This is a genomic window from Stenotrophomonas sp. 93052_Sma (assembly GCF_056481145.1).
The window spans coordinates 4,133,342-4,154,570 of record NZ_CM151134.1 but is presented as its reverse complement, the minus strand read 5'-3'; the positions used below and the strand labels follow the sequence as shown (position 1 = coordinate 4,154,570).

At 67.3% G+C, this 21,229-nt stretch carries 17 protein-coding genes and 3 pseudogenes; 7 read left to right on the top strand and 13 right to left on the bottom strand.

Going from position 1 to position 21,229, the window contains the following annotated elements; all coding sequences use genetic code 11:
- Positions 1-4: 4 nt before the first annotated feature.
- Together ACZK2V_RS19400 and ACZK2V_RS19395 are read left to right on the top strand one after the other, a co-directional pair.
- On the top strand, positions 5-1,087 hold the full coding sequence (locus ACZK2V_RS19400) for an HlyD family secretion protein (RefSeq protein ID WP_180845159.1): 1,083 nt from the start codon (positions 5-7) through the stop codon (positions 1,085-1,087).
- Positions 1,084-2,496, top strand: a complete 1,413-nt coding sequence (locus tag ACZK2V_RS19395) for an efflux transporter outer membrane subunit (RefSeq protein WP_486322692.1) — start codon at positions 1,084-1,086, stop codon at positions 2,494-2,496. The genes ACZK2V_RS19400 and ACZK2V_RS19395 overlap by 4 nt, the downstream gene beginning before the upstream one ends.
- A 112-nt stretch (positions 2,497-2,608) precedes the next feature.
- Here ACZK2V_RS19395 and ACZK2V_RS19390 read toward each other — a convergent pair whose 3' ends face one another.
- The 5 genes and pseudogenes from ACZK2V_RS19390 to ACZK2V_RS19370 form a co-directional block, all read right to left on the bottom strand.
- Positions 2,609-2,947 (bottom strand): hypothetical protein, encoded by a 339-nt coding sequence (locus ACZK2V_RS19390; protein WP_005410998.1) that lies wholly within the window; start codon positions 2,945-2,947, stop codon positions 2,609-2,611.
- 77 nt (positions 2,948-3,024) lie between these two features.
- Positions 3,025-3,966, bottom strand: coding sequence for a DegV family protein (locus tag ACZK2V_RS19385; protein ID WP_486322691.1), 942 nt, complete (start codon positions 3,964-3,966; stop codon positions 3,025-3,027).
- Between the two features lie 96 nt (positions 3,967-4,062).
- Positions 4,063-4,695 (bottom strand): 2-hydroxychromene-2-carboxylate isomerase, encoded by a 633-nt coding sequence (locus tag ACZK2V_RS19380; RefSeq protein WP_197573144.1) that lies wholly within the window; start codon positions 4,693-4,695, stop codon positions 4,063-4,065.
- A 20-nt stretch (positions 4,696-4,715) separates the two neighbouring features.
- Entirely contained in the window at positions 4,716-5,999 is a 1,284-nt protein-coding gene (locus tag ACZK2V_RS19375) for an amidohydrolase family protein (RefSeq protein ID WP_486322690.1), read from the bottom strand.
- Positions 5,999-7,407 (bottom strand): annotated as a pseudogene (locus tag ACZK2V_RS19370) (amidohydrolase). Before ACZK2V_RS19370 ends, ACZK2V_RS19375 begins: the two are co-directional and overlap by 1 nt.
- A 152-nt stretch (positions 7,408-7,559) precedes the next feature.
- Between ACZK2V_RS19370 and ACZK2V_RS19365 the strand changes: the two are divergent.
- Positions 7,560-8,336 (top strand): AMP nucleosidase, encoded by a 777-nt coding sequence (locus ACZK2V_RS19365; RefSeq protein WP_005414446.1) that lies wholly within the window; start codon positions 7,560-7,562, stop codon positions 8,334-8,336.
- 43 nt (positions 8,337-8,379) lie between these two features.
- Positions 8,380-8,919: a DUF924 family protein gene (locus tag ACZK2V_RS19360; protein ID WP_049421811.1), complete on the top strand. Its 540-nt coding sequence runs from the start codon at positions 8,380-8,382 to the stop codon at positions 8,917-8,919.
- Between the two features lie 77 nt (positions 8,920-8,996).
- Here ACZK2V_RS19360 and grxD read toward each other — a convergent pair whose 3' ends face one another.
- A complete protein-coding gene (gene grxD, locus ACZK2V_RS19355) occupies positions 8,997-9,923 on the bottom strand; it encodes a Grx4 family monothiol glutaredoxin (RefSeq protein WP_049421809.1) in 927 nt (308 codons plus the stop codon).
- A 59-nt stretch (positions 9,924-9,982) separates the two neighbouring features.
- On the opposite strand from grxD, the gene ACZK2V_RS19350 reads away from it, so the two are divergent.
- Positions 9,983-10,762: a polysaccharide deacetylase family protein gene (locus ACZK2V_RS19350; protein WP_486322689.1), complete on the top strand. Its 780-nt coding sequence runs from the start codon at positions 9,983-9,985 to the stop codon at positions 10,760-10,762.
- A gap of 68 nt (positions 10,763-10,830) precedes the next feature.
- Here ACZK2V_RS19350 and ACZK2V_RS19345 read toward each other — a convergent pair whose 3' ends face one another.
- The 3 genes and pseudogenes from ACZK2V_RS19345 to ACZK2V_RS19335 form a co-directional block, all read right to left on the bottom strand.
- On the bottom strand, positions 10,831-11,547 hold the full coding sequence (locus ACZK2V_RS19345) for a class I SAM-dependent methyltransferase (protein ID WP_478057788.1): 717 nt from the start codon (positions 11,545-11,547) through the stop codon (positions 10,831-10,833).
- 4 nt (positions 11,548-11,551) lie between these two features.
- Positions 11,552-12,165: pseudogene (locus ACZK2V_RS19340) on the bottom strand (SGNH/GDSL hydrolase family protein).
- Between the two features lie 2 nt (positions 12,166-12,167).
- Positions 12,168-13,442, bottom strand: a complete 1,275-nt coding sequence (locus ACZK2V_RS19335) for a pyridoxal phosphate-dependent aminotransferase (protein ID WP_032129867.1) — start codon at positions 13,440-13,442, stop codon at positions 12,168-12,170.
- Positions 13,443-13,556: 114 nt separating this feature from the next.
- Here ACZK2V_RS19335 and rsgA point away from each other — a divergent pair, with 114 nt between their 5' ends.
- Both rsgA and ACZK2V_RS19325 read left to right on the top strand, forming a co-directional pair.
- The gene (rsgA, locus tag ACZK2V_RS19330; RefSeq protein WP_486323344.1) at positions 13,557-14,666 is read left to right on the top strand and encodes a ribosome small subunit-dependent GTPase A; all 1,110 of its coding nucleotides are present in this window, start codon (positions 13,557-13,559) and stop codon (positions 14,664-14,666) included.
- A 344-nt stretch (positions 14,667-15,010) separates the two neighbouring features.
- Positions 15,011-16,264: a flavohemoglobin expression-modulating QEGLA motif protein gene (locus ACZK2V_RS19325; protein ID WP_049463662.1), complete on the top strand. Its 1,254-nt coding sequence runs from the start codon at positions 15,011-15,013 to the stop codon at positions 16,262-16,264.
- A gap of 440 nt (positions 16,265-16,704) precedes the next feature.
- Here the strand turns inward: ACZK2V_RS19325 and ACZK2V_RS19320 are convergent, their stop codons facing one another.
- The 4 genes and pseudogenes from ACZK2V_RS19320 to phbB all read right to left on the bottom strand — a co-directional run bounded on the left by ACZK2V_RS19320 (position 16,705) and on the right by phbB (position 21,224).
- Positions 16,705-19,002 (bottom strand): TonB-dependent receptor, encoded by a 2,298-nt coding sequence (locus ACZK2V_RS19320; protein ID WP_486322688.1) that lies wholly within the window; start codon positions 19,000-19,002, stop codon positions 16,705-16,707.
- 160 nt (positions 19,003-19,162) lie between these two features.
- Complete coding sequence (locus ACZK2V_RS19315; RefSeq protein ID WP_486322687.1) at positions 19,163-19,705, bottom strand: hypothetical protein; 543 nt, start codon at positions 19,703-19,705, stop codon at positions 19,163-19,165.
- Positions 19,680-20,300 carry a hypothetical protein gene (locus ACZK2V_RS19310; protein WP_065426815.1) on the bottom strand — a complete coding sequence of 207 codons (621 nt, stop codon included), beginning with the start codon at positions 20,298-20,300 and terminating at the stop codon, positions 19,680-19,682. The genes ACZK2V_RS19315 and ACZK2V_RS19310 overlap by 26 nt, the downstream gene beginning before the upstream one ends.
- 181 nt (positions 20,301-20,481) lie before the next feature.
- A pseudogene (phbB, locus tag ACZK2V_RS19305) lies at positions 20,482-21,224 on the bottom strand (acetoacetyl-CoA reductase).
- Between the last annotated feature and the right edge of the window lie 5 nt (positions 21,225-21,229).

Here is a 21,229-nt window from a genome sequence, read left to right as displayed (position 1 = left end):
CCTCATGACGATCAATCGAACCACTCTCAATACCGGCCTGGGCCTGGGCGTGCTGGCCCTGGCCATCGGTGCCTGGCTGCTGCTGCGCGACGGCGGTCACCAGACCACCAACAATGCCTATGTCGTGGCCGACTACACGCTGGTTGCGCCGAAGATTCCCGGCTTTGTCAGTGCCGTGGAAGTAGAGGACAACCAGTCGGTGAAGGCGGGCGACGTGCTTGCCCGCATCGACGACCGCGACTACCAGGTGGCCCTGCAGGCGGCCCGTGCCGACCTCGCCAACGCCCGTGCACAGCTGGCCAACGCGCAGGCCGCACTGGCCCAGCAGGACTCGCTGATCGAACAGGCCAAGGCCAGCGTCGATGTCAGCCGTTCCGAACTGACCCTGGCCAGCGCCGACCAGCAGCGCTACCGCGAACTGGCCCGTGACGGTGCCGGTACCGTGCAGAACGCACAGCAGGCGCAGTCGAAGCAGGCCGTGGCCAGTGCGCATCTGCAGCAGGGCCAGGCCGCGCTGTCGACCGCACGCCAGCGCACCGACATCCTCAGCGCGGGCGTGCAGGCTGCACAGGCGGCGGTGCAGCGTGCGGAAGCGGCGCAGGCGCGCGCCGAACTGGATCTGTCGCACACCGTGCTGCGCGCACCGATCGATGGCATGGTCGGTCGCCGCGCGGTGCGCGTGGGTGCCTACCTGACGCCGGGTACGCCGGTGGCCGCGGTGGTGCCGCTGAAGCGCGCCTTCGTGGTCGCCAACTTCCAGGAAACGCAGATGACCCGCATGCAGGCCGGCCAGCAGGTCGAACTGAAGGTGGACGTATTCCCGGGCAAGCCGCTGCGCGGGCACATCGACAGCATTGCACCAGCCACCGGCGTCACCTTTGCTGCAGTCGCACCAGAGAACGCCACCGGCAACTTCACCAAGGTGGTGCAGCGCATTCCGGTGAAGATCGTGCTGGAGCCGGGCCAGCCGCTGCTGGACCAGCTGCGTGCCGGCATGTCGGTGGAAGCCAGCGTTGACCTGGGCAGCCGCGCGCGCGCGCAGAGCGTGCAGCACAGTCCGGGCCACAAGAGCGGGGAGGGCGCATGAGCGCAGTCACCGTGTTCCGCACCTTCGTTGCGGCCAGCCTGTGCACGGCCTTGGCTGCCTGCACGATGGGGCCGGACTTCGTACGCCCGCAGGCGGAACTGCCCAGCCACTGGCAGGGTGAGGCCGTCGCCGGCAACGCCATCGACCAGGACGCGGCCTGGTGGGCCGGCTTCGACGATCCACTGCTGGGGCAGCTGGCCAACCAGGTGCTGGCGGCCAACCTGGACCTGCAGCTGGCGGCCAACCGCGTGCAGCAGAGCCGTGCTGCACGCGGCATCACCGCCGCCGATCGCCTGCCCAGCGTCAGCGCGAGCGCCAGTGGCGTGCGTGCACGCAACAGCGAGGTGGGCCTGAATGATCCGTCCGGCAACGGCGGCCGTGATGACTACGGGCTGTTCCAGGCCGGTATCGGCCTGAGCTGGGAACTGGACCTGTGGGGCCGCGTGCGGCGGCAGGTGGAAGCGGCCGACGCGCGCGTGCAGATGGCCGAGGAGGATGCACATGCAGTGCGCATCGCGCTGCTGGCGGAAACCGCGCGTGATTACCTGCAGCTGCGCGCGACGCGGCAGCTGCTGGCGATCACCGAGGATAACCTCAGCATCGCCCACGACATCAAACGCCTGACCGAAGCACGCCAACGCCAGGGTGTGGCCAGCACGCTGCAGGTGTCCAGCGCGGCCGCGCAGGTGGCATCGCTGCAGGCACGCATCGCGCCGTTGCAGCATCGCGAATCGCAGCTGCGCAATGCGCTGGCGTTCCTGCTGGCGCAGCCGCCGCAGGCGCTGGACGCGCAGCTGCAGGACGCACGCCGTGACTGGCCGGCGTTGCCGGCCGTAGCGGTGGGGCTGCCCAGTGAACTGGCCGAGCGTCGCCCGGACATCCGTCGTGCCGAAGCGGCACTGCATGCGGCAACGGCAGGCATCGGCGTGGCCAAGGCCAGTTTCCTGCCGCGCATCACCTTGAATGGCGACGCCGGCTTCCAGGCCAAGCAGCTGGATGACCTGGATGGCTGGAACGCGCACCGCTTCAGCATCGGGCCGTCCATCAGCGTACCGATCTTCCAAGGCGGGCGGCTGAAGGCCAACCTCGCGCTGAGCAGGCTGCAGCAGCAACAGTCGGCGCTGCAGTTCCGCCGTACCGTGCTGCAGGCATGGCACGAAGTGGATGACGCCATGGATGGCTACAGTGCCGAGCAGCAGCGCACGGTGCAGCTGCACGTGGCGGTGGATGAGAGCGAGACGGCACTGGGGGCGGCGCGCCGGCAGTACCAGGCCGGCGTGGTCGACATGCTGGACGTGCTGACCACCCAGCGCATCGCACTGGACAACCAGGCCGCGCTGGCCAACAGCCAGGCCACCGCCGCGATCGCGCGTGTAGAGCTGTACCGCGCGCTGGGCGGTGGCTGGTAGTGCCGGCCGCTGGCCGGCACCTTCATGGATGTTGCGGATGCCGGCCAGCGGCCGGCTCTACCTCGCGTCCCGGTAGTTGCCAACCAAGGTTGGCAACTACCAGAGCAGGGCTTCAACGCACGTCGCGCAGTTCCCAGTGGCTGCCGGCCAGCAGGCGCAGGCGCTGCTTGAACACGTCACTGTCGATGCGGGTGGTGGCGACCAGGTTGATGCGCAGGTCCTTCTGCTCGCCGGTCACGGTGGCCTCCGGATCGGTCACGCCCCACTGCGGTTCCACCGCGTCCGGGTCGGGCTGCTTGGCCTTCCAGCGCTCGAACAGCGTGCCGCTGCGCAGGGCATCCTGCAGCTCTTCGGCGAAACCGGCGGCGCCCTGCGAGTGGAAGGACAGGTCAGGGTCATTGCCACGGGCCTTGGACGGGTCGGGCAGGCTGATGTGGTACTGCGCAGGCATGGAGTTCTCCTTGAAGTGCGGCAAGACTGGCACAACCGCAGTGGAATCGATGTGCAGATTCCGGCCGTGGCCAGCGCTCATTCGAACCGATGCGGCCCATCGGCGAAGCCTACGGTGACCGCGCCCTTGCCGACGTTGACCATGCCGGTCAGGCTCATCACCGATTCGTACACGGTCACGCCATGGGTGGCGCAGACCTCTTTCAGCTGTGCGTAGCCGGGCAGGGCACGCAGCTCGTCCAGTTCTCCGCCGTAGCTGACGCACACCGTCGGCGTCATCAGCCCGGCGCGTACGCGCTGGCCAACTACCGCGAACAGCTTCTGCACGGCGTTGTCGAAGCCCTTGATCTTGGCCACCGGTCCGGTCTCGCCGCGGTAACCGTGCAGCACCGGCTTGATGTCCAGCGCACTGCCCAGCGCCGCGCTGAGCAGGCCGACGCTGCGGTCGCCCTTGTGCCGCGCACGCGCGCGCATGTAGTACAGGTCACGGGTGACCATGTAGCCGTGCACGTTGCTGGCCAGCTCCTCCAGCCGCTCGCGGATCTGCTGCACGCTGGCGTTGCTGTCGCGCAGGCGCACCGCTTCCACTGCGGTCACCGCCTGCGCGGCGAACAGGTTCTGGGTGTCGAGCACGCGCAGCGCGAACGGCGAGTTGTAACCGGCCGCCTGGCGCACCGGCTTGTAGTCGTTGAGGATGGCGAAGCTGGCCTGCAGCGCGTTGTCATGGATGGGGCTGCGGGTCTTGGTGATGGTCATGCAGAACACGTGGTCGTAATCGATCACCAGCTGCTGCAGGAACAGGTCGCGGATCTGGTTGACGCTGAAGGGGATGGTTTCCGCTTCAGCACCGTGTTCGGCCACGTGCGCGTGCAGGAAGCTCAGTGTGGCCTGTTCATCGCGATGATCGGCCAGCACGGCTTCGCCGATGCGGACGGTGATCGGCAGCAGCACGATGTTGTGCTCGGCAATGAAGTCCTGCGGCAGGTCGCAGGCCGAGTCGACGACGATTCCGATGCGCATCCGCGGCTCTCCCCTCCAGGGCGGTTGTAGGTTCGGAAACGTGAAATCTATCTCAAATCCCAGCCAGGCGCGCGAGGGAAACGCGCCACGCCCTGTTCAGCGACTGCGCTGCACCGCCACCGGCAGGCTGTCCAGGCGTTGCCATTCGGGCTGCTGCAGCAGGGCAGGATCGGCCAGCACGGCCGCCATCAGCGGATGGGCGTCGTTGCCCCAGAACAGTTCCTGGTCGATGGCCAAGGTCGGGACCCCGAACACCCCGGCGCCAATTGCGGCCTCTGTGTTACGGCGCAGCTGCTCCTTCACCGCCGGGTCGGCGATGGCGCTGGCGACATCGTCAATACCCAGCTGTGCGGCCGGTTCGCGCAGGGCGTCAGGGCTGTCGGCCGCGTTGCCGTCGCGCCAGATCCAGTCGAACAGGACGTCCACCGCCTGCACGCTGGCACCGGCGGCCAGGCACAGGCGCAGGGCGGGCAGCGGGTTGAACGGATGGCCGGGCGGGAATCGCAGCGGTGTGCCCTCGGCCTGCGCGGTCCACAACAGCTGGCGGTAGATGAAGCGGCGCTTGGCCGGAATCTCGGCCGGCCCGAGGTTGCCCAGGTGATGCAGCACCGCACCGAAGGCAATCGGCACGGTCTGGATCTGCGCGAACTGCGGCAGCTGCTTCAGCTTCTGCCAGTGCAGGTAGGAGTAGGGCGAGATGAGGTCGAAGTACCAGCGCAGTGTCGCCATCGGTGTGTCCTCGTGTGCGGTCAGGGCTGCGCGTTGCGCTGCAGGTAGCGGTCACGCAGTTCGGTCTGGCGCGAGCGCATCGGCATCGCACGGCCGCCCAGCCAGACCTGCTCGGCATAGTGCGCCACGTCCAGCGGATCGCCCTCCCACAGCACCAGGTCGGCGCGCTTGCCGGGCTCGATGCTGCCGATCTGGTCGGCCACCCCGAACGCCTGTGCAGGCACCCGGGTCAGGCCGGCCAGGCCATCGGCCCACGGCAGGCCGTTGGCCACTGCGTTGCCGGCCAGCTGGCGCATCTTGCGCGCGTTGTGGGTGGCGTCGCCGCGCTGCACGAAGGAAACCGCCACGCCGGCACGCTGCAGGCGCGCGGCGTTTTCCAGGGTGGCGCCGATCTGGTCGAAGCTGGCCGGCAGGTTGGCCAGCACGTCAACGAACACCGGCACCTGTGCGGCGGCCAGCTCCGGCGCGACCTGCCAGGCTTCGCTGGCGCCGGCGATGGCGATCTTCACCTTTTCGCGGGTGGCCCAGCGCAGCAGCTGGCGGATATCGGCGGCGCGATCCACCTCCACCACGATGCGGCCCTGGCCGGCCAGGTAGCGACTGAGCGTGCGGCGTCCGGCTGGCGTCAGCAGCGCGTGCGGCGAGTCCGCGGCCACCTGTCCGCGTGCTTCGTCGATCATCTGCTGCAACAGCATCCATTGCGCGGCGCGCGAATGCCCGGTCAGTTCGGAGGCTGCCGCGCCGATGCGCAGGAACAGGGCACGCGGGCCGATCGGGTCGATGCTGCCATCGAGCCGCATCACGCCGCCCTGGCCGGCCACGAAACCACCGCCGGTGGCAGCGCCCAGCGCGGTGAAGCCGATGCCTTCCAGGCGCGTTACCGGAATCAACACTGAGGCCGGGTTGTAGGCGAGGGTGACGTCGAATTCCGGCCGCAGTGGCTGCTCACCGAGCTTCAGAGAACTGTCCACCGTGCTCGATTCACCGGAAACTTCTTCGATGCCAGTCTCGGTGATGCCACCGAACAGTGCCGGTGTCAGGGGACGGCCATTGGCCTCGACCACGCTGGCGCCGGCCGGCGCCGACAGGCCGTTGCCCACCGCGCGGATGACGCCGCCCTGCACCAGCACATCGGCGTTCTGCAGGCTGCCACGTGCGCTGGCGGTGTGCACCGTTGCGTTGCGCACCAGCAGGTCCTGTGCCTGTGCGGATGCGGAGATGCAGGCCAGCACCATGACAGTAGCGCCGAACCATGCTCGGCTGCCCTTCGCGGCAGACTGCGTCAACTGCTTGAGCACCACCATCAGCGCACCTCCTGGCCAAGCTGGAAATCAGAACGCGGCGTCGCTGCCGGTGCACTGCGGTCGTACAGCCTGCGGCCATCAATGAAGACCTGCTCGGCCAGCGCATACGAACTGAAGGGGTTGCCGTTCCAGACCACCACGTCGGCCATCTTGCCGGCCTCCAGGGTGCCGGTCTGGCCTTCAATGCCCAGCGCCTTGGCGGCGTTGGCGGTCATCCAGGTGATGGCGTGTTCAGGCGTGATCTCCGGCATGCGCGCTGGCGCGCGGACGCCATCACCTTGGCTGCTTCCTGGTTCAGGCGCTGGATGCCCTCGGGTGAATCGGAGTGGACGATGGCGCAGCTGTTCTTCGGCCGGTCGACCAGCGCGATGTTCTCCGGGATGCCGTCGAAGGCTTCCATCTTGAAGCCCCACCAGTCGGCCCACAGCGCACCGCAGACGCCGTCGGCGGCCAGCCGGTCGGCCAGCTTGTAGGCCTCCACGCCGTGGTGGAACGCAGCGACCTTGAAACCGAACTCCTTGGCCAGGTCGAGCATGGTGGCCATCTCGTCGGCGCGGTAGCAGTGGATGTGCACGCGGATGTCGCCTTCGATCGCGCCGGCCAGCGTGTCCAGCTTGAGATCGCGCTTGCCGCCGGCATCACCGGCGCTGTCGCCCTTGTCACTGCCGAACCAGCCCTTGCGCTTGGCTGGCTTCGGCTTGTTCTTGGCGATGTAGTCGGCGGCATCGATGAAGGCGGCGCGGTAGCCGGCCACGTTGCCCATGCGCGTGGCAGGTGCAACGCCCTTGCCTTCGCCATAGACGCGCTTGGGGTTCTCGCCGCAGGCCATTTTCAGGCCCCACGGTGCACCGGGGAACTTCATCGCCTGGTAGGTCACCGCGGGTACGTTCTTGAGGGTCACACCGCGGCCACCCACCAGGTTGGCCGAGCCCGGCAGCACCTGCATGCTGGTCACGCCGCCGGCCAGCGCGGTGGCGAAGCCCGGGTCCTGCGGCCACACCGAGTGCTCGGCCCAGACGTTGGCGGTGACCGGTGCGGTCATCTCGTTGCCGTCGCTGTGCGCACCGACGCCCGGGCTGGGATACACGCCCAGGTGCGAATGCACGTCGATCAGGCCCGGAGTGACCCACTTTCCTTGTGCATCAATGCGGGTGACGCCCGCATCGGCCTGCAGCTGGCGGCCGACGGCAACGATGCGGCCGTCGCGCAGCAGCACATCGGCGTTGTCCAGGCGCTGGCCGGTACCGGTCAGCACGGTGGCGTTCTGGATCAGTACCGGCGCATCGGGATGGGCCTGGTAGGTGCTGGGGTAGGGATCGGCGACGAAGCGCGAGGCGCCCACCGCCGGAGCCGTACTCAATGAAAGCAGCGCCAGGGCCACCCCGGCGCGCAACAACGTCGATGCCATGCAGTTCCCCTTGCAACCTGGTCCAACCGCCGACGCTAGCCCGGTGGTGGCGGGCTTGCCAAGTGACCTTCTTCACAGGACGGTCGACGGCGGCTCGACTGCACCGGCCGGGTGGCCGAAAATACCCGGTCCCCCGCCGTACCGGACCGCCCATGAAAAGCAAGCAGGAAATCGTCGACAACTGGCTGCCCCGGTATACCGGCGTGCCTCTGGACCAGTTCGGCCAGCACATCCTGCTGACCAACTTCGGCGGCTACCTGCATACCTTTTCCGAGCTGACCGGTGCGCCGGTCATCGGCCTGGACCGGCCGATGGCCAGTGCCACCATCGATGGCATCACCATGATCAACTTCGGCATGGGCAGCCCCAATGCCGCGATCATCATGGACCTGCTGTCGGCGGTGATGCCCAAGGCGGTGCTGTTCCTGGGCAAGTGCGGTGGCCTGAAGCGCAAGAACCAGCTGGGTGACCTGGTGTTGCCGATCGCGGCGATCCGCGGCGAGGGCACCTCGGGCGACTACCTGCCGCCGGAAGTGCCGGCGCTGCCTGCGTTCGCGCTGCAGCGTGCGGTCTCGACCATGATCCGCGACCTCGGCCACGACTACTGGACCGGTACCGTCTACACCACCAACCGCCGGGTCTGGGAGCACGACGAGGCGTTCAAGGAGCGGCTGCGGGCGATGCGCTGCATGGCCATCGACATGGAAACCGCCACCGTGTTCGCCGCCGGCTTCGCCAACCACATCCCCAGCGGTGCGCTGCTGCTGGTGTCGGACCAGCCGATGATTCCCGACGGGGTCAAGACCGAGGCCTCCGATGCCAAGGTCAGCTCCCAGTTCGTGGAAAACCATATCCAGATCGGTATCGAGGCGCTTAAGCTTATCCGGCGCAACGGCAAGTCGGTCCGCCACCTGCGCTTCGACGAATGATGATGATGGCCTGGCGCGGCGCGCCGGCCCTGGGGAGTAGGTGATGGACGTTGCCGCGCAAGTGGTGGAATTCTGGAAAGAGGCGGGCCCTGCGAAGTGGTTCGCCCGCGACGATGCGTTCGACGCGCAGTTCCGCCAGTTGTTCCTGGATGAGCATTTCGCGGCCGCTTCGCGCGCGCGCGAACACTGGCTGGGCAGTGCCGAGGGCGCACTGGCGCTGATGCTGCTGCTGGACCAGTTCCCGCGCAACTGCTTCCGCGGTACCGCCCATTCCTATGCCACCGACGGCCTGGCCCGGCACTACGCCATGCGCGCCATCGAGGAAGGCCTGGACCTGCAGCTGGTGCCGAAGCTGCGCGCCTTCATCTACCTGCCGTTCGAGCACTCCGAGGATCCGCTGGACCAGGACCGCTCGGTGGCGATGTTCGACGTGCTGGGTGACAAGGAGTACCTGCAGTACGCCGAACTGCACCGCGACATCATCCGCCGTTTCGGGCGCTTCCCGCATCGCAACGCCGTGCTGGGCCGCATCCCCACGCCGGAAGAACTGGATTACCTGGCCGAAGGCGGGTTCGCCGGCTAAGAAAAAGGGGACGGAGGGAATTAAGTCGTTTATGGCAAAAACGACTTAATCCCCTCCGTCCCCTTTTTCAGTGCCGATCAGTACTTCGGCACGCCGTTGTCCACGTCTTCCGACCAGGCGTTGATGCCGCCGGTGACGTTGAACACCTTGGTGAAGCCCAGGGCGCGGAACTGCTCGGCGGCCTGCGCGCTGCGGCCACCGTGGTGGCACATGAAGGCCAGTGCGGTGTCCTTCGGCAGGGCTTCCAGCGCGGCGCGGCCGTTGCCGTCGAAGCTCTTGAACGGTACGCCGACGGCTGCGATGGCGCGCTCGTCGGCCGGGCGCACGTCCACCAGGGTGATGTTGCCGGCACGCACCAGGTCGTCGGCGTCGCGCACGCTGATTTCCTGCACCGGCTTGGGCGCGTTCGGGTTGTCGATCGCCAGGCCCTTGCCGCGGATGTCGTCCACCCAGTCGATGGTGATGCCGTTGGCGCGACGCGCGCTGGCCAGGTCGAACTGCACGCGCAGGCCGTTGGACTCGGCGGCAATCGCGCCTTCGTCGTGCGGGGCCAGCTGGAAGTTCGGCTGGAAACCGGCGTCGATGGACAGCTGCAGGGCAGCGCCTGGAGCATCGGCCAGCGCGCCCTTGAGCATTTCCACGGCGGCAGGAGTGACGGTGATGCTCGGCGGGGTACGGTCCGGCGCAGCCAGGCCCAGCACGCTGCTCAGCTCGCCGCTGGCGGCCATCTGCAGCACGATGTCGCTGCCGCCGACCAGTTCGCCGTCGATGTACAGCTGCGGGATGGTCGGCCAGTCGCCGTAGGCCTTGATGCCTTCACGGATTTCCTGGTCGGCCAGCACGTTGACGTGGGCGAACTCGACGCCGAGGTCCTGCAGGGCGCCCACGGCCTTGGCCGAGAAACCGCACTGCGGCATCGACGGCTGGCCCTTCATGAACAGCACGACGCGGTTGGCGTTGAGGATGGATTCGATGCGCGAACGCAGGGCGGGATCGAGGGACATGGACGTCGGGTTTCCGGGAATTCGAATCATCAATTCTAACCCCCATGGCATCATGGGGGATGAGCAACGCAGGAACATTGCATCGCATCCCGGCCCGCCCCTGGCGCTGGCTGCCCTGGCTGGTGGCGTCGCAGCTGGCCGTGATCCTGGTCTGGGCCCTGGCCGGCTGGCAGTGGGGGCTGCCGCTGATGGTGGCCAGCCACGCATTGTTCATGGTGCCGGTGTTCCTGCCCAACAGCCGCTTCTATGCGCCGGTGCTGAGCCGACTGCCGGAGGCCGCCAACACGGTATGGCTGACCATCGATGACGGCCCCGGTCCGGAAACCCGCGCCGTGCTCGACCTGCTGGACCGCCACCAGGCACGCGCCACCTTCTTCCTGGTGGGGGAACGAGCGCTGGCGCAGCCGGAACTGGTGCAGGAGATCCTGCGCCGTGGCCATGACCTCGGCAATCACAGCCACAGCCATCCGCAGGCGCGCTTCTGGAGGCTGGGCCCGGCGGCGATGCGCGCCGAGATCGAGGGCTGCCAGCATGCCCTGCAGGCGGTAAGCGGCCAGCCGGTGCGCTGGTACCGCTCGGTGGTGGGCATGACCAATCCGTTCGTGGCGCCGGTGCTGCAGCGGTTGGGGCTGGTCCGGGTGGGCTGGAGTGCGCGCGGCTTCGACGGCATCGACTGCACGGCGCAGGGCGTGCTCGATCGGCTGCTGCCCGACCTGCGCCCGGGCGCCATCGTGCTGCTGCACGAAGGTGCCGCCCATGGGCACAACCTGGTGATCATCGAGCGCGTGCTGCAGGCGCTGCACGAGCGCGGGCTGAAGGCGCAGCTGCCGGCCGGATAACCGGTAGCGCCGGGCCACGCCCGGCGAGCGCAGCGGCATGGATGGAATCCGCCGGGCATGGCCCCGCGCTACCGGATGCGGTGCGCCACCAGCAGCCAGCTGTTGAACGGGGTACGCCCGTGCAGCGGCCGGGGCGACGTCACCTGCAATCCGGCCTCGATCAATGTCGCCTGCAACACCTGCGGATCGGGATAGTGGCGCGGTCGTGTGCCCATCCAGCCGATCAGCCAGGCCAGCCGGTCGGCCACCCGCGTGGTGCGGTCGCGGCCATCGCCGGTGGCCAGCGGTGTACGCAGCAACAGGCAGCCGCCGTGGGCCACCTGCGCGCTGGCCGCGCGCAGCAGGGCCTGCTGTGGGCCCGCGTCCAGATACTGAAGCACGTCCAGCAGCAGGACGTGCCCGGCGTGCGCCGGCAGCGGCGCCTGCACATCCACGCAGTCGAAGCGCACGTCCTGCAGGTCGGCGGCAGCACGTTGCGCGCGGGTGATCTTGCCGGCATCCACGTCCACGCCCAGGTAATGCTGGGTACCGCCGCGCTGGCGCAGCACATGGGCGAACAGGCCCAGCCCGCAGCCCAGGTCCAGCACCGGCTGCCCATCGTCAGGCAGATGCTGCAGCACGCCGTCGTACAGCGGATCGCTGCCGAGCTTGCCGCGGGTGTAGTAGTAGTCGCGGCGGCTGCCCCAGGCCTGCGCTGGCCGGAATGCTTCTGCGATCAAGCGGGCCTGCGGGGCGGTCAGGGGCGTGCAGGGCAGGGGCGGGCCGTTCCGTGGCGTGCCGTCCATCGTCTCAGTCCGTGCCGCCAAGCAGATGCGCGGCCACCGGCAGAGCGCGCTCCACAGCGCATACATCCGCGCTGAAGGATGCAGGCCGTCCTCGGCAATCATCGTCGGGTCTTCGCCCTGCGCGCGGCTGATATCGGTGATGTCGACGAAGGCCACGCCCTGCTGGGCGCTGATCACCTCGGCAGCCGCATTGAATTCGTCGGTCTCGATCTCGATCGTGGCCAGGTCGCGGCCACTGCCGGCGCCGAACGGGGTCGCACCCCAATCGGGGAAGGACAGCACCAGCACGCGGCCGGCATCACCGCCAGCGAAACCGATGGCCCGCTGCAGCAGCGCCTGGAACTGGCTGCGGTATTCGTCCAGCGGACGCCCGCGGTACTGGTTGTTGACGCCGATCAGCAAGCTGACGAAATCGAACGGCCCCTGCGGCGCGGCCGCATCGATGCCCGCATCGAGTTCGTCGGTGGTCCAGCCGGTGGTCGCAATGGTCTGCGGATCGGACAGCTCAATGCCCTGCGCACGCAGCGTGGCGGCCAGCTGGTGCGGCCAGCGGCCTTCGACTGCAACCGCTTCACCGATGGTGTACGAATCGCCCAGCGCCAGGTAGGACAGCGCCACGCTCAGGCCACCGAACGGCGCGGCTTCAGCGGCACGACCTTGGTCGCGTCCTCGGCACGGCGGGCCAGGGCACGGTCAATGCGCGCGAATACATCGCGCATCACCGAGGCTTCCGGCATCAGGGTCACGCGGAAATGGTGGCGGTAGGGCACGTTGAAGCTCGAGCCCGGCACCACCAGCACGCCCTCGTTGTTCATCAGGTCCAGCGCGAAGTTGTGGTCGTCGAAGCCCTTCGCCGCAGCGCCGACCACGGCCGGGAACGCGTACAGCGCACCGGCCGGCGCGACCAGCGACAGGTGTTCGCTGGCTTCGCAGGCTTCGATCACCGCACGGCGGGTTTCATACAGGCGGCCGCCCGGCGTGCACAGCTCGGAAATGGTGTCCGGGCCGTTCACCGCGGCCTCGATGGCGTACTGGCCCGGCACGTTGGCGCACAGGCGCAGCGCACCGAGCAGGTCCAGCGCCGCGCGGAAGTCACCCAGGCGGGCATCATCGCCGCTGAGGTGGGCCCAGCCCACGCGCCAGCCGCAGGCGCGGTGCACCTTGCTCAGGCCGCTGAAGGTCAGGCACGGATGATCACCGGCCAGCGGTGCGACCGGCTGGAACACCGCGTCGTCGTACAGGATCTGGTCGTAGATCTCGTCGACCAGCAGCAACAGGTTGTGGCGGCGCGCGATCTCCACCACGCGCTCCAGCAGTTCGCGCGGGTAGCTGGCGCCGCTGGGGTTGTTCGGGTTGATCAGCACGATGGCGCGGGTGCGCGAGGACACCAGCGTCTCGATCTCGCTCGGGTCCGGCTGGAAGCCGTTCTCCGGTGCGCAGCGGTAGTACACAGGGCGGCCATCGTTGAGGATGGTCGAGGCCGACCACAGCGGGTAGTCGGGCGAGGGCACCAGCACTTCGTCGCCGGGATTGAGCAGCGCACGCAGCGACAGGTCGATCAGTTCGCTGACGCCATTGCCGAGGAAGACGCGGTCCGGGTGCGCATCGGGCGCGCCACGGCGGGCGTAGTAGCTGGCGATGGCTTCACGCGCGACCGGCAGGCCCTGCTGGTGCGTGTAGGGGTCGGTGCGGCCCATGTCGTCGGCGATCGCACGCTGAAGGTGCTCCGGCGCGCGGAAACCGAAGGCGCCGGGATTGCCGATGTTGAGCTTGATCAGCTTGCGGCCCTGCGCCTCCAGCTCCCGGGCTCGCCGCGCCAGTTCTCCGCGGATTTCGTAGCGCACTTCGGAAAGGCGCTCGCGGATGGCCAGGGGCTTGGGCGAGTTGGTGGACATGGGGGCTGGGCCGTCAAAAGGCATGGGGCTTCCATCCTACCGGAATTGCTGCAATGCATGGCAAGGGCTCCGAGCCCGTCATTGCTGGGCTGGCAGGGCGCCGGCACAGGTAGAATGGCGGCGATGACCCAGACCCCCGATTTCATCGCCCTGCAGACCATTGGCTGGCCCTGGCCGGGCCCGGCGCAGCAGGCCGACTGGCAGGCCGCGATGGCCGCACATCCGCAGGCCCGCCCGGCACGGGTGATCGAACAGCACCGCACCCACTACGTGGTGGCCGATGGCCCGGATGCGTCGATCAAAGCCGAGTCGCTGCCGGAATGGCAGCGCCCGCGCTTCCCCAGCCATGAACGGCCAGCGGTGGGTGACTGGGTATTGCTCGATGGCATCCGCATCGTCGCCCTGCTGCCACGGCGTACCGCGATCAAGCGCGGTGCGGCCGGCGAGCATTACCACCAGCAGGTGATCGCGGCCAACATCGATACGGTGTTCATCGTCTGTGGCCTGGATGCCGACTTCAATCCGCGCCGCATCGAACGCTACCTGCTGCTGGTCGGTGGTGGCGGTGCAGAACCGGTGGTGGTGCTGACCAAGGCCGACCAGACCGAGTACAGCGAAGATGCACTGGCGGTGCTGGAAGAGCTGGAGATGCAGGGCATCGCGCTGCATGCGATCAACGGCCTGGATGCCGACAGCGTGGCGGTGCTGCAGCCGTGGCTGGGCCCGGGCCGCACGGTGGTGCTGGTCGGTTCCTCCGGTGCCGGCAAGTCCACGCTGACCAACACCCTGCTGGGCGAGCAGCGGATGAAGACCAACGCGGTGCGCGCCAACGATTCGCGCGGACGCCACACCACCACGCACCGCGCGCTGATGCCGCTGCCGACCGGCGCCTGCCTGATCGACACCCCGGGCATGCGCGAGCTGAAGCCGACCGGCGAAGAAACGCTGTCCGAAGGTGGCTTCGCCGACATTGAAGCGCTGGCCGCACAGTGCCGTTTCAACGACTGCAAGCACCAGCAGGAACCGGGCTGTGCCGTGCGTGCAGCGATCGAGGCCGGCGAGATCGAAGAGAGCCGGCTGCTGAACTACTTCAAGCTGAAGGAAGAAGTGGCCGCCGCTGCCGCCAAGCTGGCGGTGCGCCAGGCCGAAACCGCGCAGGAACGCGGCGGCAAGAAGGGCAAGGGCCAGCAGTTCCGCCCGTCTGGCAAGCCGCGTAGGCGCTGATCGGTATCGCGGGGTCGGATCCCATTGCACCGCAATGGGCTCTGACCCCTGCAATGAAACCCGCCTCTGCCTGCTTCGGGTGGATGCCAACTGCCCGCTCCTGGTAGGTGCCAACCTTGGTTGGCACGGATGTATCCGAAGCCCGCCTCTGCCCGCTCCTGGTAGGTGCCAACCTTGGTTGGCACGGATGTATCCGAAGCCCGCCTCTGCCCGCTCCTGGTAGGTGCCAACCTTGGTTGGCACGGATGTATCCGAAGCCCGCCTTCGGCGGATGCCAACCAAGGTTGGCAGCTACCCGATCCATTGCACCTACCAACGCGCGGGCAGGGCGCTATAGTCCGCGCATGGAACCGACTGCGACGCTGGACCGTGACGTGGCCCACCATGCAGCGCTCGATGCGCGCCTGGTCGAGGCCGTGGGAGGCATCCGCCTGCTGGGCCTGACCAGCTGGCCGGCAACGGTGCAGGCACCGTTCCTGGACAGCGTGGCACGTGGCCAGCCGGTACTGCCGAAGGTGGATTACCCGAAGCTGGACTTCAGCGAAGAACGCCGCGCGCTGGCCGCGATTGCCGCCGACTGTGACGACAGCCATCCGCTGGGCCACTACGTGCGGCAGTCGGCACAGAGCTGGGACCTGGCCGCACAGCTGCTGGAAGGGCTGGGCACCGCTGCAGTCGATACCTGTTCTGTGCAGCTGTTCGGCGCCCCCGAGCAGCCGCTGCCGGGCAATGGCCCCAGTACGCGTGAGGCTGCACGCCACTTCATCCAGATCGCCGCCGAACTGGACCACGAACTGCTGGCGCCGGAAGAACAGGTGCCGGTCTCGGCTATTGCCCTGCAACTGCAGCTGCAGAACGATCTGGACGCGTTCTTCGAATCGCGCATCATCCAGGTGCAGCTAGACCCGGAGCTGGTGTCCAAGGCCGCCGCCGGCCCGACCCGCATCCGCCTGCGCACCAGTGCACGCTTCAGCGCCTACGACCGCGCGCAGCTGTTCCACCATGAAGCGCTGGTGCATTCGCTGACCGCCCTGAACGGCCGCGAGCAGCCGGTGCTGCCGAGCCTGGCACTGTCCTCGCCGCGGGTGACGGCAACCCAGGAAGGGCTGGCCACCTTCGCCGAGCAGATCACCGGCAGCATCGACATCGAGCGCCTCAAGCGCATCAGCCTGCGTACCGAAGCGATTGCGATGGCCCGCGAAGGTGCTGATTTCATCGAAGTGTTCCGCTATTTCTGCGATGCCGGGCAGAACGCGGAGGAGAGCTTCGCCTCGGCACAGCGCGTGTTCCGTGGCGTGCCGCCCAGTGGCGGCCTGGCCTTCACCAAGGACACGGTGTACCTGCGCGGCCTGGTGTCGGTGCACACGTTCTTCCGCCACATGCTGGCCGAGGACCGCCTGCAGGTCTGCCGCTGGTTGTTCGCGGGCAAGATGAGCCTGACCGATGCGATCGCGTTCGCGCCGTTGTTCGATGCGGGGGTGCTGAAGCCGCCGCGCTGGCTGCCGCACTGGGTGAGCCGGGCGAACGGCCTGGCCGGCATGCTGGCGTTCTCGCTGTTCGCCAACCGGATACGGATGGACCAGCTGGCGCCGGAATGAAATGCGTTGGCGGGATGATGCGCTGGCGCCTCGATTGATGTCGCTGGGCGGCGGTGGGGCACCCTGGCCAGGACACGCCGTAAACCCATCCATGGGGGCTCGATCGGCGCATCCATGCGCCTCACGGTCCTGGCCAGGGTGCCCCACCGCCGCCAGACAGCTTCCCGCGCGGGCGGCAGCACATCACCGCGCCGAAGGGATTGCGCTTGAAAAGCAAAGAGCCGGGCAGTGCCCGGCTCTTTGCTCTTGCTCTTGCTTTCCATTGCCTCCGCGCCGGCGCGGGGAACTGTCCAGCGTGGGTAGGCAGGCCCATGCAGGACCGTGAGGCGCATGGATGCGCCGATCGAGCCCCCATGGATGGGTTTACGGCGTGTCCTGCATGGGCCTGCCTACCCACGCCATGCAGGAACAATCAACGCGCCGCAGCGCCCGCTTCTGACTTAGAACTCCGCCGCCACCGTCATGAACAACTGCCGCGGTGCGCTCGCATGGATCGCATAACGCGTGCCCTTCGGATCAGTCGGTGCGAACGAACTCAGCTGGCCGGCATAGCGCTTGTTGGTCAGGTTGGTCGCATTCAACGACACCCGCACATTGCGCAGGCCCAGGCCCGGGCCGAAATCGTAGCCCGCACCGGCGTCGAAGGTGGTCACGCCCGGCACCGACTGGTCGTTGGTGTAGGTGTAGTAGCGCTTGCCGGTGTACTTGGCACGCAGGCTGGCGAAGAAGCCATCGCGGTTCCAGCTGATTTCACTGGAGGCCATGCGCTGCGGCGTATCCACCGTGATCTTGCCAGCCACCGGCACCACAGCGCCGCCGGACAGGTAGTCGTCCTCGTAGGTGGTCTTGTTCCAGGACAGCGCGTTGTACCACTGCAGGCCGTCGATCGGCTTGAGGATGAAGGTCAGTTCCGCACCGTAGCTCTTCACCGAACCGACGTTGATGAAGCGCGTCACGCACTCCGGACGCGTGCCGACTTCGATGCTCGAGCACGGGTTCAGCGACAGCAGGCGGTTGTCGAACTTCACGTTGTAGCCCGCGATCGACGCCTGGTACTTCTCGCCGAAGGTACGGAAGCCGGCTTCCAGGCTCTTGGACTTCTCCGGCTCCAGCCCGGCACTGGCCGCGAACGATTCCGGCGACACCTGCAGCGGGCCGCCGCTGCCACCGCCGACGAAGGCGGCGATGTTCTCGGCGTAGGAGGCGAACAGCTCGTTGTTGGCGTTGAGCTTGAAGCCCAGGCCCACCTGCGGCAGCACCGATTCCTTGGCGGTCAGCGTGCCCGAGGCGATGCTGGTTTCCACGCCGGGGTTGGCGGTGGCGCGCATGCGGGTGTTCGGGCTCTTGATGCCCACGTCCACGGTCAGGCGCTGGTCCAGGAAGCGCATGCGGTCCTGCACGTAGAACTGGCGCGTGCGGATGTCGAAGTCCTGGTTGAACAGCAGGCGGTCCGGGTTCTTCAGGTACAGGTCGTCCAGGAACGGGCCGCTGATGTAGTAGAAGTTGCGCGACACGTTATGGTCGTTCTGCTCGTACCACAGACCGGCTTCCAGTTCGTGGATGCCCACCGTCCACGACAGCGCGGCGGTCAGGCCATCGCGGTTGATCGTGTAGTTGGTGCTGCGGATCGAAATCGGCAGCATCTTGTCGGTGCCCGGGTAGGACGGCTGGCCCGGTGCCCACCAGTGGCCCTGGCCACGGTTGTCGTGGTGATAGGCCAGCAGCTTCAGGCGACCCTGCTCACCCAGGCGCAGGTAAGCATCGACCGAATAGAGGTTGTCGTCACGCAGTGCACGGCTCTGGTAGTACGCATCGTCGATGCTGGTGACGCCACCGCTGAACCCGCACTTGCTGCGGTCCAGAGTGCCCGGCGCGCAGTACGCAGCAGCCACGGCTCGATCCCAGTCCGGCGCGTAGATGTTCCAGTCATAGCCCAGGCCACGTGCCAGCATGTCCTTGGACAGGTAGGCGTAGTTGGCCTGGCTGGCGCGCGAGGTGGCCACGAACGCACCGAAACGATGGTCGCCCACGTTCCACACCGCCTTGGCGTTGAACTGGCGGGTGGTCTGGTTCTGGTACGGCGCAGCCCACATGTCCTGGTCCTGGTGCACGCCGGACACGTAGGCCGAGAAGCCGTTGATGTCGCCGGTATCCACGCGCAGGTAGCCACGGCGCTGGCTGTTGTCGCCAACGGTGACGCTGGCGCGGCCGCCGAATTCGGTGGACGGGTCCATCGAGAAGTACTGGATGGTGCCGCCCAGGTTGCTGGTCGAGGCCACGCCCAGCGAACCGATGCCCTGCGACAGTTCGGCACCGGCCAGGTTTTCGGCGATGATCGCGCGGGCGATGCTCAGGCCGTTGTAGTTGCCGTAGCTGTTGTCGCCCAGCGGGATGCCGTCCAGCGTGTAGCCCAGGCGGCTCTTGTCGAAGCCGCGCAGGCTGATGGTCTGCGATTCTTCGTTGGCGCCGAAGGCATCGTTGGACTGCACCGACACGCCCGGCAGCCGGTCGAGGATCTTCTGGCCGCTGGTGCCCGGCGGCAGCACCTGCTTGTCGACTGTGGTGATGCGCTGCACCTGGCGGGTCTCGCCCTGGCCGATCACGGAGACGGTATCCAGCGTCTGCGCGCTCAGCGCGGCATCGGTGCTGGCGCCGGTATCGGCGGCGGTGGCGGCATGGGCGCTGGTGGCGGCGGAGAGGGCGATCGCCACGGCGATCGTCAGGTGTCGGGTCTGCATGGTGGTCCGTTGCATTGGGGGTGGTCACCGGCACGCGTGCGCGGTGCATGGCCACTATGCGAACGGAACATGAAACCTTCTTTACGAAAAACCAACGAACGATGCAGGGCAGTGGTGCGTGTCCTGCAACATGTTCGTCATGGTGGTAGGCCGGTGGGAATCAGAAGCGCTCCCCAGGCCAGCTCAATTTGAGCTGGTCCATGCAGTCACGGTCATGTTCGGAGAATGAGAACCCGATCTGGATGCCGTTCACTACTGTGCCGAACACCGTCGACTCGTCCAGGCTATGCCCTGACGGCACGGAAAGGACATTGAAGTCGGGGTAGCGACGACCCATCTGCTTTCGCGAGATGCAGGCGCCGCTCAGCCGCAGCGTAATGCCTTTGATGATTCGCCCCGACGCGTCGGTGTAGATCTCGCCAGAGGGCCCCTTGATCCTCCCAGCGACCGCGAATGGCGCCAGATCGATGGTGGCGCTGTCGCCCCGGCCCATTCTTGCCTCCGAACGCGAGCCGGCCGGAGCCAGGGGTGATAGCTGCGCGACAAGGTCAGAGCGTGACAGCTGCAAGGACCAGCGCTCCACGAGCCGCCAGGTTGCATCCGCCTCTTCCGCAGTGGCAGCGGACGTGGCTGCTGTTGCAGAACCGGCAACCAACAGGCTCAGGATCAGAAGAAGTTCAGGGACGGGCTGCGATCGCTTCATCGTAGATTCTTCCGTAGAAGTCGTTGTAGTTCTCGCCGGTGGTTGAAGTTACGTTGTTGTCGCAGAACAGCTTACCTACCTGCCGGTCCAGGTCTTCACCGCCGGCATCGGCCTGTGCGATGAGGCCAGGACCGTTGGACGCAGCTACGCCGATGTCGTAGTACCCCAGGCTGGTCACCAGAAGCTCACTGCGCGCGGTGAGGTTGTTGAGTACCGCTTTCCCCTCCATGGTGCAGAAGTGCTGGATGAACGCACCTCGGGTGCTCAAGGCGATACCTTCGAAATACAGTGCGTGTCCCACTTCATGGGCAATGGCTGCGATCCGGAAGTAATAGCCTGCAATGTCGGAGGAATCGCAGTCGAAGGACTGGATGTAGATCCGGATGGGATCGCGATTGGTATAGGACGCGGGAGCCCAGGCGAAGGTCCACTCCGGATGGCCGGTGATCTGCGCGTCGAGCGTGGGCGCGCCTGGGATCAGCCAGTCGGGGCAGCCCAGGCCCGTGATCACCCGCATGGGCGGGGGCTCCGCGCGGGTCGGTGTCGCCAGCAGCGTAGTGGCGACCACGAGAAGCGCAATCAGCAATGCACGCATGCCAACCTCCTTGATCCGCGATTCCAGCCGTTCATCCATCGGGCTCGGCGAGCGCTGGCAGGTATAGCACCGGTTCTGCCGATGTATCGGGAAGTGCGTCTCAGAAATGCAGAAACAAAAGGGGCCGGATCACCTTCACAACTGAAGGTGATCCGGCCCCCGCGCCTCCGTGGGGGAGGGCTTAGCCCATGTACAGACCACCGTTGACCGGATAGTCGGCACCGGTCACATACGAGGCTTCATCCGACGCCAGCCACGCGCACAGGCCGGCCACTTCATCGGGGCGGCCCAGGCGGCGCACTGGTACCGAGGCGGCCAGCCGGTCCAGCACGTCCGGCGGGAAGCTGCTGATCGCCTGGCTGGCGATGTAGCCCGGCGACAGCGTGTTGACGGTGACCCCGCGTGAGGCCACTTCGGCGGCCAGCGCACGGCTGAAACCATGCATCGCGGCCTTGGCGGTGGCGTAGTTCACCTGGCCGATCTGGCCCTTGTGGGCACTGACCGAACCGATGTTGATGATGCGGCCCCAGCCTCGCGTGGCCATGCCGTCCACCACCTGCTTGGTCAGGTTGAACAGCGCGTTGAGGTTGGAGGCGATCACCGCGTTCCAGTCCTCCACCGTCATCTGCCGGAACAGCAGGTCGCGGCTGCCGCCGGAATTGTTGACCAGTACATCCACCTCGCCGACTTCGGCGCGGACCTCGGCGAACGCGGCGCTCGTCGAGGCCCAGTCCGTCGCGTTGCCTTCGGAGGCGATGAAGTCGAAGCCCCCTGTTCGCGCTGCTCGCGCAGCCAGTTGGCCTTGCGCGGCGAGTTCGGCGCGCAGCCGGCAACCACGGTGTGGCCGCTGCGGGCCAGGCTCTGGCAGATGGCAGTGCCGACACTGCCCATTCCACTGGTGACGTAAGCGATTCGAAGCGTCATTGCAG